Raw genomic sequence first — 16,026 nt, 5'->3', positions numbered from 1 at the left:
CATGTTCCTCTTTCTAGTTTCGTTTACTTAAAACATCTTCTTCGTATTGACGGACTTCAGTTAACCAGTCCAAGCCAACAGGTACATTATTCTGCAAGCAGAAGTAATTCCATACATCTGCATATGGGAAATCTTTCAGCTCCTCTGTGTAGACCAAACGGGAGGTGAAATCAAAGGCATTTTCCATATCTTTCAAATCTTGAGTAGGCTCAAGCATGGCTTTCAATAGAGCTTTTTGAGTATTGCGTGTACCGATAACCCAAGCTGCAATTCGATTGATGGTCGCATCAAAGAAGTCTAGTCCAATCACTGCCTTGTCCAACAAATCATTGCGGACCAATTCTTTAGCGATATCTTGCAATTCGTCATCCATAATGACAACATGGTCAGAATCCCAACGAACGGGACGAGAAACATGGAGCATAATGCCTTTTCCAAAAAGAGCCAAAGATGACAACTTGTTTGAAATGACTTCAGTAGGATGGAAATGTCCCGCATCCAACAAAATCATTTTTCCACGGGTCAAGCCATATCCCATGTAAAACTCATGTGAACCAACAGTATAGGCTTCTGCACCAAGACCAAAGAGCTTGCTTTCTACCGCATCCTGCGTATAGCTTTCATCCACCTGATCAGCGAAGATTTCATCCAAGGATTCCATCAAACGCTTGCGAGGACTGAGACGGTCAATTGGATTGTCTTTGAAGCCATCTGGCACCCAGAAGTTGTTGTAGCACACTTGACCAAGTTCTTTCCCCATGTACTCAGCAACCTTACGGCTACGTTTGCCATGTTCAATCCAATAATCACGGACTTCTTTATCTGGGTGAGAGAGGGTGAAGCCATCTTTCATCATCGGATGTGAGAAGAAAGTTGGGTTAAAATCAAGTCCCAAACCTTGTTCTTTAGCCCAAGTCACCCATTTTTCAAAATGCTTTGGTTCAATTTTATTCAAATCTACCTTTTCATCTGTATCCAGATAAATCGCATGGAGGTTGAGTTTGTGCTGACCGGGAATCAGGCTAAAGGCTTTTTCTAGATCCTTGCGGAGTTGTTCTGGACTGGTAGCAGCCCCTGGATAATTTCCCGTTGACATAATTCCGCCAGTCAACTCACCCTCTGGGGTCAAAAAACCTTTAACATCATCTCCCTGCCAGCAATGCATGGAAATCTTGATTTCTTGAAGTTTTTTTAGAGCAGCATCGGTATCAACTCCGATAGATGCATAACGTTCTTTGGCAACTTGATATGCTTGTTTCAATTGTTCAGCGTTCATTTCTTTCTCCTTACAGTTGTGGTATAAATGTTTCAAATTCAGATGTTTCTGCTAACCATTGTCTAGCTTCTTGGAGATTTTCAAACTCCCCTGTCGTAATCATCTGGACTAGGATATTGCCAATTGCAGTTGCCTCTCCTGGTCCTGCAATCACTTCTTTTCCGATGACGTTGGCGGTTAGCTGGTTGAGCAAGCTGATGTTAGAGCCACCACCTACGATATGAAGACAATCGATGGTCTGGCCAGTTAATGCTTCAACTTGCTTCAATTCTCGTCCGTAGGCCTTAGCTAAGTTGGAATAGACAGCCATAACCAGTTCTCCGATAGATTCAGGCACTTTTTGCCCTATCTCACGACAAGCCTCTTTGATTTCTTCTATCATATTTTCAGGATTAGTGAATCGATCGTCATTCAAATCAATCTCTTGCTGGAATGGCTCAACAAGGGCTGCCTGCTCTGCCATTTCCTTAAAGGAATAGCGATAATCTGTCAGGCGTGCAATTTCTTGGACACACCACATACCTGTAATGTTTTTGAGGAATCGGTATGTCTGATAAGCGCCCCATTCATTTGTATAATTGGCTAGATAGCTGTCTTGATTGGCGATAGGCTGCTTAGATTCAATACCTATCAAAGACCAGGTGCCTGAGCTAATATAGGCCCAGTTCTCGCTAGTCGCTGGAACCCCCACAACGGCCGAAGCGGTATCATGTGTGCCAACTGCAATCACTTGTGCTTCTGGTAGATCATATCCATCTACTTCTAACCGACCGATGAAACCACCCGCTTCAATCAAATCAGGGAACTTGCCAGTCTCGATACCAATCACTTCCAACAACTCCTTGTCAAAAGTGCGTGTTTCAAGGTTCATAAATTGGGTCGTTGACCAATTGGTCACTTCTCCTGTCATCTTTCCTGTCAATCTGTAGGCAATGTAATCAGGAATCATAAGAATTTTATCTGTTTTTTCCAACAAACTTCTGTCTTCGACAAAGAGCTGATAGAGGGTATTGAAATTTAGAAATTGGATTCCTGTTTTCTGATAAATGGTTTCTTTTGAGATATGCTGAAAGACTTGTTCCATCGCCCCTTGAGTTCTAGCATCCCGGTAAGCAATTGGTTGGGCTAGTAGGTTGCCATTTTTGTCAAGTAGACAATAATCAACAGCCCAGGTATCAATACCAATTGTACAGGTGTTTACCCCAGATTGCTTCACTTTTTCAAGCCCAATCAGTACATTGTCAACCAGCTGGTCAATATCCCATCTGTCATGTCCGTCAGCCTCCACAAATCCATTTTTGAAACGATGAATTTCTCTTAATTCCAATCCATCAATCTTATTTGCTAAGATCACACGGCCACTAGATGCTCCAATATCAATGGCAACATGATAGGTCATGAGGTTTCTCCTTTGTTTTTTGATACTTCTATTTAACCTTATTTCGTTTTATGGTACAATGTCGATAGAACATTAAAAACGTATCAAATTTACAGTTTTTTGGGGGGAATCGCAATGAATCTGTTAGATCAGTTATTATTAAGAAAAACAGAGCATGAACTCTTGCAGGAAAAACAGGGATTCGTATCAGATTATTTGGACATGCAATCCGTAAGTCAGACACCAAAACTCTCTCAACAGTTCTTCTTTCAAAACAAGGATATTTTCATTAGCAAGCACAGTCGCTTTGCTGCTTACCCAGAGCATACCCATCAATTTTTAGAGATCAATTATGTTTATAAGGGGTGTTGTCGCCAGCAGATTAACGGCCAGGAATTTGAATTGAAGGAGGGAGATATTCTGCTCATGGATGTGGAAAGCCGGCATTCCATTGAGGCATTGGGGGATGAGGATATTCTGATTAATCTCTTGTTTCAAAACAAGGATGTATCGATCAACTGGCTCAAGCAACTTCAGGGGGAGAACAGCCTGCTATATCAGTTCTTGCTGTCAGATTCCTCCCAACACTTCAAACGGGACAATTTCCTTTTGTTGCATACGGAGGAAAATAGCCCTGTCCGCCAGATTTTAAGTGAAATGATGACTGAATATTTGCTACCGCAGGAATTTTCCCAACAGATGTTGAAACACTATCTGCCACTTTTCTTCTACCAATTGGCTCGCCTATTGCCAACTCTTGAAAAAACTGTTGATTTACACTTAGAAGAATCAACCTACGCTCAAATATTGAAAATCATAGACCGCGAATATGCTAGCATCGGTCTTGCTGATCTAGCCCAGCGACTGAGTTTTAATAAAAACTACCTGAGCAACCTCATCAAAGCAGAATCTGGCCAAACCTTCACCCAACTAGTCACCCAACGCAAACTGATGAAGGCTCAATTATTACTGAGAACGACCCAACTCCCTATCCAAGAAATCGCCCTCAGCGTCGGTTTCAGTAATAAAACCTATTTTTACGAAAAATACAAAGAAACCTTCGGCCATGGACCGAAGGTAGAAAGAAAAAACTAGCAGTTTGAGGCTACTAGCTTGTACGTTTATGAAATATTCTTTGTTGTATGTATCGTCCATGTCAGGCTAATTTTCCTGAATGATATTTTTAACACACTTTAAAATACCTCCGCCACCTAGATAGCAGGTGACTTACTAATTGTTTTCTTCGAAAAAATCTAGCTTGAAGCCATAAATAAACCTTTGACTCACGGTCAAAGGTTTATAAAGGAAAATTTTACAAATACCAAATCAACACTAACTGTCATTTCGGAAAATAACATCGCTAAATTGATAGGTTCCTGTTCGCAATGCTTTACGTTCGCCATTCAATAGTATAAGATTTATATTGGTTCGTGCAGGAACATCTATTCTCAATTTGACATTTTCATTTTGAATTTCCCAGTTCACAGCAATCGTTCCATTTACTGTTTCTAATTTTCCAGATAAGAAGTCTAACTGGGAAGGGTATCGTGGAGAAATCGTGTAAGTATTTGTATTATCGTTTATATCTGGCAAGTTAATACCAATAATTTTCTCAATTACAAAGTCTTCAATTGCTCCGTATGCATAATGATTCATGGAATTCATTTCAATACCTGATATTTTTCCATTTGGGAGAATGGAATCCCAACGTTCCCAAGTTGTCGTTGCTCCCATATTTACTTCAAATAACCAGCTTGGAGAAGTTTCTCTAAACAAGAGCGAATATGCTTCCGAAACAAGTTCACTTTCAAAAAGTGCATGAGGTAATTCAGGAGTTCCTACGAAGCCAGTTGTCAATGCTCCGCCTGATTCAATCATCCTTTCTTTTAATTTGTTAACTAGTTTTAGACGAGCAGATTCAGAAGGATAGATTCCAAACCGTAACAAAAGGGAGAGACCTGTTTGTGTGTCAACTCTTGTCGAAATATCAATTCCACCAAATAATCGTCCCATCTCTTGACGGTTTAGTTCAACCTCGGATTGTAGGGTGACAGGAATTAAATTTAATTCATCACCGATAAAGTAAGTAGTCAACAATGCAGTACGGATTTCAAGAGCTAGTTTTGAATAGAAAGACGCTCTTGAATCATTACATAATTTGAGTGCTTTGGCTGTATTGCTTGCTGAGTAATAATAGTAAATTGTCGCTATTAAAGCTGAATCAGTTGCCCCAAATACTGTACCGGGAATACCCAAATCGAGTGCAAGCCAATCACCAAGTTGAAAACCAAAATCCCATAATCTTTTCCCACCATGTTTTTCATCTTGATGATAAATATAGTCTACCCAATTCATCATCATTGAAAGGTGTGATTTTAAAAGACCTAGGTCGCGAAAGTGGCGAAACAGCGTTATTGGAAGAACTGTTGCTGCATCTCCCCAGACCGCCGAACCTGCTGATTTAAGAAACGGATTGTGAGCGTCTTTATCTGCTAATTTTGGATATGGTGCAAAAAAGGGAACCGCTCCATTCAGTTGTTCCTGTTCCAACTCAACCATCTTTAAGAAATGACCTAAAAACGCCCTAGTTTCCATATTATATGAAGCAGTATTTGCAAATACTGTTATATCACCAGTCCATCCCATTCTCTCATCCCTTTGTGGACAATCTGTTGGTATACTTAGAAAATTATCTTTTTGACTCCACCTGATGTTGCTAATTAGCTGGTTCAATTTTCTATGGGAAGATGAAAATTCAAATCTTTCCTCTAACACACTATGAAGAACTTTTGCAGAGAATCTCCGAGCTTCCGCTTCATTTAATCCTTCAACTTTTACATATCGAAAACCGAAAAACGTAAATCTAGGACGAATGATTCGTTCTTTTTCATTGTTTAGAATGACAAATTCCTGTTTGGCTGTCCGAAGATTCTCTGAATAAAATTGACCATCTTGCAAAATCTCTCCAAATTTAAATACAACTTTAGGCTTGTTAGCTGGTAAAACGCCTTCAATCCAACCTGTAATTTCTTGTCCAAAATCAAGTAGGAGGTTGTTAGCTGTATCTCTGAAAATATAAGGTTCAAGACTTTCCATGTTGCAAATTGGTAAATCAATTCTCTCACGTAATAATTGTTTACTTGCCTTATCCATGATGACTGTCAGTGGCTTACACTTCGATGAAAAATCAATTATTTCTCCGTCATAGATTGAATTTTCAACAATTTCATTTGTAATGGCATTCCAAGTCGTATCACTTTTGATGATTTCTGTACTACCATCGCTATATAAAATATGGAGTTCTGCAATTAGTTTTTGTTTATCTCCATAAATATTCTCAAAACCACCTTCAAAAACAAACCGACCTCTATACCAACCATTACCAACAAGAAAAGTTACCTCATTACTGTCTTGTAAAAACTCTGTTACATCATAGGTTTGATACTGCTGAATGAGGTCATAACTATGGTAACCAGGAGTAAGGTATTCATCTCCAACTTTCCTTTTATTGATAAAAACTTCATAAAGCCCTAGACCAAGGGAATATAAGCGTGCAGAACTTATTTTTTTCTCAGCAGAAAATGTTTTTTTAAATGTAACTGATTCAATAGTTGGTTCCTCATAGCTAATCCAATCTGCATCCCAGGGTTCATACATTTTTCCAGTTTCAAAATAGCTAGTTGCGGAAACTTCATCAACACTTACTCTCCAAAAGTATCTAATCCGTGGTTCAAGAAATTCAGTCGTTACAGTATATGTATTGTAATAACTATCTGTCACTCCACTAAATACTATTTCTTCGAAGCAATCATCCTTTGATATTTCAATTTTAAAGGTTAACTGTTCGTGAAATTCAGAGCTTTGAAATCTCCAAGAAAATGTTAAATAATCAAAATGATAGCCTAATGGAGTGCTTACCCCGTTTACTTTTAATTGGTCAATCTGCATTGTTTAACTCCTCTAATAGATCATTGGTACAAAATGGATTAACTGGACTGACACCTTTAAATGGACTATTGCCAACTAATTTCGAAATCCCTGCTTCAATAAAATGATCATAGTTGCAGTATGCATTTACAACAGTCTCAACCATTGGTAAGTCAAACAAATGATAAGGATTTCCAAAACTAACTAGCAAAGTTGGAATCTCCTTTACAAACCAAGGAAGATTATTTCCTAATCCAAACAGAGTATGCCAATTTATTCGTGCAACAGTTTGATTACTTGCATTTTCAATATTAGCTACATACAACACAATATCATATTTACTTGAAAAACTCTGCACAGTTTCTAAATCCCAAAAGTTCGTTTCGGGTTCATAAACAGTCACATCAAAACCGAGTTGTTCAAGCTCAGTTTTTACCTTTTGACTTACGCGTTCATTCGAATCGAAATTTCCTAACATTTGAAGCAGAACTCTTTTGTGTTTTTCGGGAGATAGGGGAAGCAATTGTTGGCTATCTCTCACAAGTGTTACAGCACGATCAGCAAGTTCCGCTTGGTCTTTTTTTCTATCTTCAAACATTGCTGAACCATGTTCGATTTGTTTGTGTAAGCCTAAAGATGCTTTAGTAGCTAATACCCGAGTAACAGCTTCGTCCAATCTCTCATGAGATAGAATTCCATTTGCTAGTCCATCTTTCATATACTGAACATCTTCTTCAAAAACCCGATTGAATAATAGCATATCACAGCCCGCTTCAATCGTATATGGAACTGCCTCACTTCGCTTCATTGCTGCACAGAATCCCACCATTGGACTAGCATCAGTAATGACCAAACCATTAAACCCAAGTTGTTTCCGAAGTAAATCTTTCAAAATTTTTGGACTCAATGTCGCTGGCATATCATCTCCAGTAAAAGCTGGTAAAGCAATATGCCCCACCATGACTGCCTTGGTACCAAAATCAATTAACTCTTTATAAACCAATCCAAATGTTTTTTCCCAAGCCGGCATTGATAGGTGGTTAACAGATGTCAATAAGTGTTGATCCCGCTCATCAGCACCATCACCGGGAAAATGCTTTATAGAAGTCATTACATTTTGCTCGTGAAATGCTTTCGTATAGGCTTTAGCATTTTCAATGACTTTTTCAATATCACTACCATAAGTTCGAACATTTGTGATCGGATTTCTAAAGTTAAAATCCAAATCAATTACAGGTGCGAAGGCCCAATTGACTCCAACTGCCTTTCCCTCTTTAGCAGCAATTTCACCAAGTTTGTAAGCAAATTTGGGATCATTAGCTGCTGCTACAGCCATTTGACGACCATATGCTGTCGCTTCAAAGGCAGCACCATTTCCTCCGTCTTCTAAGTTTGCAGTTGTTAATAGTGGAACTTTACTAATCTCTTGAATATACTGATAGGTATCTCTTACTTCTACTGCATTTCCAGGTCTGAAAAATAATCCTCCAATGTTAAAAGAAGCCAAATGATCCAAGTATTCTTTTTCTGTCGAATAACCTATTGGTAAAAATAGTTGGCCTATTTTCTCATCTATAGTTAAACTTTCCAATGTATCTTCAACCCACGCAACTGCTTCATCATCCAAGTAAAATGGTTTTTCTGTTAATTTCATTATTTTCCTACTTTCCAAAATACAAAGGAGTAAGCTAATTACTTACCCCTAATTTATCATTCGTGTCCTTTACGGGCTTCTAAGTCCTTAATAATACTAGGAAGTTTTTTATCCAAATCATAAAAGAGGATTAAAATGACACTCACAACCCCTAATATAAAAGGTATATAAGCAAATACTGTTTTTATTGCAAACAAAGTTGATGCTGTTTGAGTAGCTGCCCCTGCAACATAGCCACCAAGTGCCATTACCATACCTAAAATCCAGCCTCCCAATCCAGAACCCACATTTTCACCAAAAGTTGCTGCCGCAAAAATGATTCCGTCTGACCGAATTCCTGTTTTCCATTCTCCATAATCAGCAATATCACCTAACATCGCAAAGCTGGCAACTGATACAGGTGCAATCCCCAATCCTCTAACAACCAAACCAGCTGCAATCATTGTGAAATTACTTGGGAATAGAGCTAATATTACACCACCTATTAAACTAAGCACTGTACCAATTATCATAATCGTCCGTTTAGAGAATCGACTTAACAATAACGGTGCAAATAGACAGCCAGCAATAATTGGAGCAAATGACAACATGCCAATCAAGCCAACTTTGCTCATATCGTTCAAAATCCATTGTGCATAAAAAATATTGATTCCCATAAGACCAGCATTAATAAAACTAATCAAAATGACTGAAATGATAATTAACCAATATTTATTTTTAACCATGGCCTTTATATTATCAATTGTGGAGAATTTTTGTGCATTGTCGGCACTGATAGCCTCACTGGTTTCCAGCACCCTTTCTTTTGAATTTCCATAAAGAATAGTTAGCAAGACAATTGAAATTAAACCAAGTGTTGCCGCCATTTTAGTCCATGAAGAAGTTTCAGTAACTGCACCATACATTTCAACAATTTTTAGAACTACACCATTAACCAAGAAAGCTCCAATGAATCCAAGAATTGTTCGAGAAGTTGATAAGTAACCCCTCTCCTTTGGATCAGGCGTTGCGGTCCCAATCAACGCTGAATAGGGAACCATAGTCATAGTATAAACACCAGCAAGTGAAATAACATAGGTAACAAATGCATAAATTGCTTTCATCTCATCCGGTAGAAAACTCGGTGAAGTGAACAATAATGTAAGGGCTAATCCATATGGAATAATCATACGCTTAATCCATGGTCTCGCTTTTCCTTTGCTAGAAGATGTCTTATCAACAATTGCTCCCATCACTAAGTCAGCAACACCGTCAAATACACGGGCAAATAACAAAATTGTTCCAACAACTGATATCGTTAGTCCAACTACATCAGTATAGAAATATGTAATAAATGCATTTGCTGTGGTGATCATTAAGTTCGCTGCCAAATTACCAAAACCATATGTTATTCTTTCGCTTACAGGTAAGGCATATTTATTTTCTTTCATACCCACGGCTATGTCCTCCAAAAATTTTTTTGATTTTTTATAAATATATTATAAATCCCGATGTATCCGTTTACAATGCATTAAATGTATTATATAATGAACTAAATACAGATTTTGGAGTGAACGATTTGAAAATTAATATCTTAGAAAATTTCCTCTTTGAAATAAATGAATATGAGAAAAAGCAAAAAGAAACAGGCCTTTCAATAAATGATTATCCATTTCAATCTGATACAAGTAAAGATACATACATCGACCCTGCCTTCAAAGTTGCGAGATTACCAAAAGAGATATTTTTTACTGGGGACAGTTCCATTTTCTTAAGTCGACATAACCGTTTTGCTCCTATGATTACTCATTTACATGATTTTATTGAAATGGTATATGTATATAACGGTCACTGTACTCAAGAAATAAATGGAGAAACTGTATCGCTTTCAAAAGGTGATTTAATTGTACTAGATCGTGATGTCCCACATTCTATCAATGCCCTAGGTGAAGAGGATATTCTCATAAACATTCTTCTAAACGAAGAAACCTTTGATACACTCTTCTTATACAAATTACAAGACTCTTCGAGTATATTAACTCAATTTCTAGCAGATGCTTTCAATACTCAAGCAAAACATGATAAATTTATTATTTTTCATACTAATAAATCTTCAACTATCCATAGTCTTATTCAACTCATGCTCTGTGAACATCTCGACAATAAAATGCAAGCTCAACTATTCTTGTTTCAATATTTACAAATATTATTGATGGAATTGATTCGGATTTACCAGGAGGAGAATATCTATCAAAACAGTTTATTAAAATTTAATTTTGCCCCAATCTTATCATATATTGATCAACATTTTAAAGATATTGATATCGCTGAAGTTGCTGATAAATTTTCTTATAATCCTAACTATTTAAGTAATAAGCTAAAGCAGGTTACAGGTAAAAGTTTTCAAAAGATTGTTCTTGAAAAAAGGTTACTCTATTCAAAGGAATTACTGAGAAATACTGACTATTCTATCGAGACAATTTCATTAGAATCTGGCTTTAATTCACCTAGTTACTTCTTTCGCCAATTCAAAAAATTCTTCGGCAAGACACCTAATGAAATGCGTAAAAATTAACCATCTATTCTTCCATAGTCATTTAATAAACTGTAAAAAGAGCATAATTATCTGTTCAGAAGTGATTGAATCCTCTCTTCTTTTAATACTATAATGAAGTAAGTAAAAATTAAAGATGGAGAGAAAATATTATGTTTAAAGGTGCTCTTTTTGATTTAGACGGTGTGATTGCGGATACTGCTCCGTTACACTTCAATGCATGGAAGCAAATTATTTTTAAGCACTTCGGGCTTAATCTCCCTGATTCTATTGAGGAAAAAACAAAAGGTGTTAGTCGAGAAGATTCTCTTCGAGTCATTTTAAAATACCTGAAAATTTCAATCTCTGATTATGACTTTATGAAACTCTGTGAAGAGAAAAATTTATTGTATGTCGAATCACTTGAAAAACTTACTCCAAAAAATATACTCCCTGGTATTGAAACATTTATTCAAGATTTACAAAGAAATGGTATTAAACTTGCTTTGGCTTCATCATCTAAAAATGGACCATATATTCTTAAAAAACTAGAACTTGATAGGTCTTTTCAAGCAATAGTTAACCCTGAAAACATTACTGAGGGTAAACCTGCACCAGATATTTTTTTAGAGGCTGCCAAATCTATCCAATGTGAACCTGAAGAATGTATTGCAATCGAAGATTCTGTGGCAGGTGTTACTGCAATAAATTCAGCAAATATTTTTTCAATCGCAGTTGGTGGAGCAGAACTCAATCATGCTAACAAAATATTCACTTCAACCAAGGACTTAACTTTATCTGAAGTAGAAAATGCATGGCAAATCCAAAAAAAATAGCTCCAATTTCAAATTAGTATTAAGCAGAGCCAACAGGCACTGCTTTTTTGAATATATTTGAAAAAAACATTTGTACTGATATAACCTATCAACCACCAATCAAACTTTTATAGCTAATGACAAAAAGTCGCTAAGAATTTCATCCTAACGACTACATTTATATTGTTTAATTATCATATTTCTCAAAACAATTCTTTATAAAATGCGATTGTTTCTTCCAAGGTTGGCATGAATGGGTTGCCTGGTGCGCAGGCATCAATCAAGGCATTCTTAAACAGGTATTTAAAGTCGAAGTCTTCTTCTTTGATGTCTAGCTCGGTCAATTTTTTCGGAATGCCAACTTTAGCGGACAATTCTTCAATTTGTGCGATGGCGTAGTCTGCGCATTCTTCATCGGATTTACCAGCAATGTCCAGTCCCAAAGCTTTTGCGACATCACGGAAGGCAGCTGGCACCCGTTTGGCATTTTCTTTCTCGATGATTGGTAAAATCATGGCACAGCAGACACCATGTGGCAGGTCATAAACAGCTCCCAGTTGGTGCGCCATGGAGTGCACATAACCCAGACCAGCATTGTTAAAGCTCATGCCACCAAGGAAAATGGCATGAACCATGGCTTCACGCGCCTCAATATCCTGACCATTTTCGACCGCACGTGGCAAGTATTCTTTGATCAGCTCGATTGCACCCATGGACAGTTTCTTGGTCACACCGTAGGCACCTGGTGTCACCAGGGCTTCAATGGCATGAGTCAAGGCATCCATACCTGTTGCGGCAGTAAGAGCCGCTGGTTTGGACAACATGAGCTCAGGGTCGTTGACAGACATCACAGCTAGACTGTTTTTGTCCACCATCACCATTTTGACCTTGCGGTCTTCGTCGGTAATCACATAGTTAATCGTAATCTCAGCTGAGGTACCTGCAGTTGTATTGATCGCTACAACTGGCAACCCTTTTTTCTCAGACTTATGAAGACCTTCATAGTCTTGCGGTTTTCCACCGTTGGTCGCCATGATGGAAATACAGCTAGCCGCATCCTGTGGAGACCCGCCGCCAACTGAGATGATAAAGTCACAGTCATTTTCCTGCAGGACAGCCAAACCATCGTAAACATTTTTACAGGTTGGGTTTGGATCCACATGACTGAAGACCACATAGTCTACACCTACTTCATCGAGTGGCTTGGTCACTTTTGCTAGAATATCACTTGTCAGCAGAAATGCATCTGTCACAAGCAGGGCTTTTTTGTAGCCCAATTCCTTGACATAACCACCGATGTCATTAACACAACCGCGACCAATCAAGTTGACCGCTGGAACGTAAAATGTTGCCATAGACAACCTCCTTTAGTTTTTTGTGAATTTATAAACAAATTATAAGTTAAATTGTTGTGTTAATAAAGAACAATTCTCATGATAAATTGTATCAAATATACAGATAGTTCATTGACAATAATAAAGACAATCCGACTTAACGTTCAAAATACATTTTCATTTTGAGATGTATATTCGATGGCTTGCACTCATTTTGTATAATTCAAACAAACTTCTATTTCAATAGTCATTAGAATTACAGGATTCAACAATAAAACCTATTTTTACGAAAAATACAAAGAAACCTTCGGCCATGGCCCGAAGGTAGAAAGAGAATAATTTCAGATTGTTATATATACAAAAAATATTCTATGTAATCAATCCCCTATTAGCAGTTCAATATCAGTGTATTTTATCTCAATTTCTTTGACTCTTCATTACTGCTTGATTTAGCTGCTCGACTATCTGATAGATGGCTTCAATCGTGACTAGTCCTGCAGTCATGTCAGAAATTTTTATCAATGGCATAGCTTCTGCCATTGAATCATAAGCCATTGCTTTATCTGTGAAATTTTCCTCATCAGTTATGTCATTAACTGTTTTATTCTCCGTTTTTTTCGGAGGCATCATTTTACTGAAAACTGCCTTCAACACTTCGCTTGCAGCAGGGTGTTCCCTGATTTCTCCGACTGTGCTTTGTGGACTAAACATAACCGGAAGTGGATTGTTATTTATTTTCAGGATTTCTTGTTGAACGATATCTCTTACAGATTTGCCTATCATAATAAGATAGTTTCCGTCTTCTACGTACCAATCATGGATTTTCTCTTCATAGTATGCAAAACTTCTCCTATCCAGTATGAAGGTTACCGTTTTAGTTTCTCCTGGCAAACAGAACACTTTTTTAAAGCCTTTTAATTCTTTTATTGGGCGGTGCACTTTTGGTTCTTCTTTAGACACATATAGTTGTACAATTTCTCGACCTGCCCTTGATCCGGTATTCGTCACATCGACAGAAACAATCAGACTTTCTTCCTTCGTAAAATCCAGACAAGATTGGCTGATATTTAAATTCTGGTATTCCCAACTTGTATAAGAGAGCCCAAAACCAAAATCAAAAAGGGTAGATATTTTCTTCTTATCGTAGTATCTATAGCCCACATAAATTCCTTCAGCATAGTTTGCTTGCTCTTTCTCTGGAAACGTCAAGCTCGTTGGTGTGTGAGATAGAGAAATTGGGAAAGTTTCGGCAAGTTTACCCGAGGGATTTCTCTCCCCAAATACTAATTTCCATGCAGCTTCAGACATTCCTTGACCAGCTGTAGAGAAATATAAGAGCGACTCAACATTCCCTAACCAAGGCATTTCTACTGGAGAACCAGAAAATAATAAGCAGATAATTGGTTTATTTAAGGCTGATAATTGTTTGAGGAGATGTTGTTGGTTTTTAGGAATTTCCAAATGCTTGCGGTCCAATCCTTCACTTTCCCAGGTATTTGGTAAGCCCAAACAAAACAGCACTGCATCAACTGTCTCAGCTGCAATCAACGCTTCTGAAATATATTGAGAATCGTCCACATCCTGTTTTAGACGGTAGCCAGGTGAATATGTGTACTCAACATCTGGATAATCGTCCTCAAGAACATTTAGCAACGTTTTGTACTTACTAGGAATGACATGACTACTACCACCGCCTTGATAACGAATGTGTTGTGCCAATCTTCCGATAATGGCAATCTTCGTATTTCGAGTTATGGGCAATGTAGAGTGTTCATTTTTTAATAATACTGCACTTTCAATCGCAGCTTCCACAGCAAGTTGATGGTGTTCCTCCTTCGAAAAAGTCGCGGTTAATTCATTTTTTATACATTTTTTCACAAGTGTCAGAATCCTCGTCACTGTTTTATCTAAAACACACTCGGCCAATTTCCCAGTTTCCACTGCTTCTATCAAAACCTTGGTGTAATAATCGCCATTAAAAGGCATTCTCAAATCAAACCCATTTTGAATTCCGACAATTTGATTATTAGTGGCTCCCCAGTCTGATAGGACGACTCCGTCATATTGCCATTCGTCCCTAAGAATTTCATTCAGTAGATGTGAATGTTCGCAACAGTATTCTCCATTGACTTTATTGTAGGCAGCCATAATGGTCCAAGGTTTTGCAATTTTTATCGCTGTTTCAAAGCTTGCCAAATATATTTCTCGTAAGGTGCGTTCATCAACCTTTGCATCTACGGTCATCCGTTGTGTTTCCTGGTTATTAACAGCAAAATGCTTGAGACTCGCCCCTATACCCATGCTTTGGATACCTAAGATTTGACTCTTTGCCATGTGTGAAGATAGATAAGGATCTTCAGAAAAATACTCGAAGTTTCTACCGCAAAGGGGACTTCGTTTGATATTGACACCCGGTCCTAACAGAATTGATACATTTTCTGCAATACACTCCTTGCCCAGTGCCTCACCTACACGCCAAATGAGGTCTTCATTCCATGAATTTGCGATGGAAGATGCTGTTGGGAAGCAGGTTGCTGGTAAACTCAAATTCATACCATATTGATCTTTTTCTTCCGACTCTTTTCGTAAGCCATGAGGACCATCTGTCATCAGAATGGCTGGAATTCCTTTCTCCTTAATCTCTTTTGTTTCCCAAAAACTAGAACCTTGACAAAGACTTGCTTTTTCTTCTAAGGTTAAACTTTTTACAATATCTTTAATTTCTTTCATTTATTTTCTCCTTGAAATTAACTAGACATCCATAGTTTTATCTTCTTATAAACTAGGTTTATATAAAACAATAAATACGAAAATATATTAAAGTAACTTAATTTGCTCACTTTAATACTTTCTATTTGTTCATAGACTTGGTAATAATGATAGAAACTGTCTTCACAAAATTGAATCAAATAATTTCTTAGTTATACCTTAGTAAACTAGGGTAAGCATCATTTCACTCGCGATTCAGATTATCCAGACTAAATACCACAGATAGAGCCGTAGACTTAGCCGAAACGAGTTCTGGTTCAATAATTGACATAACAGCTAACTGATTTTATCAAGCATGACCTTTTTGAGTTACAGTCTTATCAGTTATTAAACAGGATAAAACACTTCAACCTTCGGCTTG

General features: G+C 37.6%; 10 protein-coding genes. 3 read left to right on the top strand and 7 right to left on the bottom strand.

The features are described 5' to 3' along the window. Positions 1-13: 13 nt before the first annotated feature. Positions 14-1,276: an L-rhamnose isomerase gene (gene rhaA, locus INT76_RS09455; RefSeq protein ID WP_212570200.1), complete on the bottom strand. Its 1,263-nt coding sequence runs from the start codon at positions 1,274-1,276 to the stop codon at positions 14-16. Positions 1,277-1,286: 10 nt separating this feature from the next. Then, a complete protein-coding gene (gene rhaB / locus INT76_RS09450; protein ID WP_212570198.1) occupies positions 1,287-2,675 on the bottom strand; it encodes a rhamnulokinase in 1,389 nt (462 codons plus the stop codon). A gap of 114 nt (positions 2,676-2,789) precedes the next feature. On the opposite strand from rhaB, the gene INT76_RS09445 reads away from it, so the two are divergent. Beyond that, positions 2,790-3,749, top strand: a complete 960-nt coding sequence (locus INT76_RS09445; protein WP_212570196.1) for an AraC family transcriptional regulator — start codon at positions 2,790-2,792, stop codon at positions 3,747-3,749. A 237-nt stretch (positions 3,750-3,986) separates the two neighbouring features. Here INT76_RS09445 and INT76_RS09440 read toward each other — a convergent pair whose 3' ends face one another. The 3 genes from INT76_RS09440 to INT76_RS09430 are packed head-to-tail and all read right to left on the bottom strand — an operon-like array spanning position 3,987 to position 9,665. Then, a complete protein-coding gene (locus tag INT76_RS09440) occupies positions 3,987-6,602 on the bottom strand; it encodes an alpha-L-rhamnosidase (protein WP_212570194.1) in 2,616 nt (871 codons plus the stop codon). Then, entirely contained in the window at positions 6,592-8,235 is a 1,644-nt protein-coding gene (locus INT76_RS09435; protein ID WP_212570192.1) for a glycoside hydrolase family 3 protein, read from the bottom strand. Before INT76_RS09435 ends, INT76_RS09440 begins: the two co-directional genes overlap by 11 nt. Positions 8,236-8,291: 56 nt before the next feature. Beyond that, on the bottom strand, positions 8,292-9,665 hold the full coding sequence (locus INT76_RS09430; RefSeq protein ID WP_212570190.1) for an MFS transporter: 1,374 nt from the start codon (positions 9,663-9,665) through the stop codon (positions 8,292-8,294). Positions 9,666-9,784: 119 nt separating this feature from the next. Between INT76_RS09430 and INT76_RS09425 the strand changes: the two genes are divergently transcribed. Next, positions 9,785-10,789 (top strand): AraC family transcriptional regulator, encoded by a 1,005-nt coding sequence (locus tag INT76_RS09425; RefSeq protein ID WP_249116203.1) that lies wholly within the window; start codon positions 9,785-9,787, stop codon positions 10,787-10,789. Between the two features lie 131 nt (positions 10,790-10,920). Continuing rightward, positions 10,921-11,583, top strand: a complete 663-nt coding sequence (gene pgmB / locus INT76_RS09420) for a beta-phosphoglucomutase (protein WP_105120511.1) — start codon at positions 10,921-10,923, stop codon at positions 11,581-11,583. Between the two features lie 182 nt (positions 11,584-11,765). On the opposite strand, the gene INT76_RS09415 is transcribed toward pgmB, so the two are convergent. Together INT76_RS09415 and INT76_RS09410 are read right to left on the bottom strand one after the other, a co-directional pair. Continuing rightward, positions 11,766-12,917 (bottom strand): iron-containing alcohol dehydrogenase, encoded by a 1,152-nt coding sequence (locus tag INT76_RS09415; protein WP_212570186.1) that lies wholly within the window; start codon positions 12,915-12,917, stop codon positions 11,766-11,768. Between the two features lie 396 nt (positions 12,918-13,313). Continuing rightward, entirely contained in the window at positions 13,314-15,626 is a 2,313-nt protein-coding gene (locus tag INT76_RS09410) for a glycoside hydrolase family 3 C-terminal domain-containing protein (RefSeq protein WP_212570184.1), read from the bottom strand. Between the last annotated feature and the right edge of the window lie 400 nt (positions 15,627-16,026).

The organism is Streptococcus oriscaviae (assembly GCF_018137985.1).
GTDB classification, from domain to species: Bacteria; Bacillota; Bacilli; order Lactobacillales; family Streptococcaceae; genus Streptococcus; species Streptococcus oriscaviae.
Note: the sequence above shows the minus strand (reverse complement) of the source record. Positions and strands in the feature narration are given on the sequence as shown.

What these genes read in the sequence shown, in the direction of transcription:
- rhaB (WP_212570198.1), bottom strand. Translation starts at nt 2,675, where the DNA reads ATGACCTATCATGTTGCCATTGATATTGGAGCATCTAGTGGCCGTGTG.
- INT76_RS09415 (WP_212570186.1), bottom strand. Translation starts at nt 12,917, where the DNA reads ATGGCAACATTTTACGTTCCAGCGGTCAACTTGATTGGTCGCGGTTGT.
- INT76_RS09440 (WP_212570194.1), bottom strand. Translation starts at nt 6,602, where the DNA reads ATGCAGATTGACCAATTAAAAGTAAACGGGGTAAGCACTCCATTAGGC.
- INT76_RS09430 (WP_212570190.1), bottom strand. Translation starts at nt 9,665, where the DNA reads ATGAAAGAAAATAAATATGCCTTACCTGTAAGCGAAAGAATAACATAT.
- INT76_RS09445 (WP_212570196.1), top strand. Translation starts at nt 2,790, where the DNA reads ATGAATCTGTTAGATCAGTTATTATTAAGAAAAACAGAGCATGAACTC.
- pgmB (WP_105120511.1), top strand. Translation starts at nt 10,921, where the DNA reads ATGTTTAAAGGTGCTCTTTTTGATTTAGACGGTGTGATTGCGGATACT.
- INT76_RS09410 (WP_212570184.1), bottom strand. Translation starts at nt 15,626, where the DNA reads ATGAAAGAAATTAAAGATATTGTAAAAAGTTTAACCTTAGAAGAAAAA.
- INT76_RS09435 (WP_212570192.1), bottom strand. Translation starts at nt 8,235, where the DNA reads ATGAAATTAACAGAAAAACCATTTTACTTGGATGATGAAGCAGTTGCG.
- rhaA (WP_212570200.1), bottom strand. Translation starts at nt 1,276, where the DNA reads ATGAACGCTGAACAATTGAAACAAGCATATCAAGTTGCCAAAGAACGT.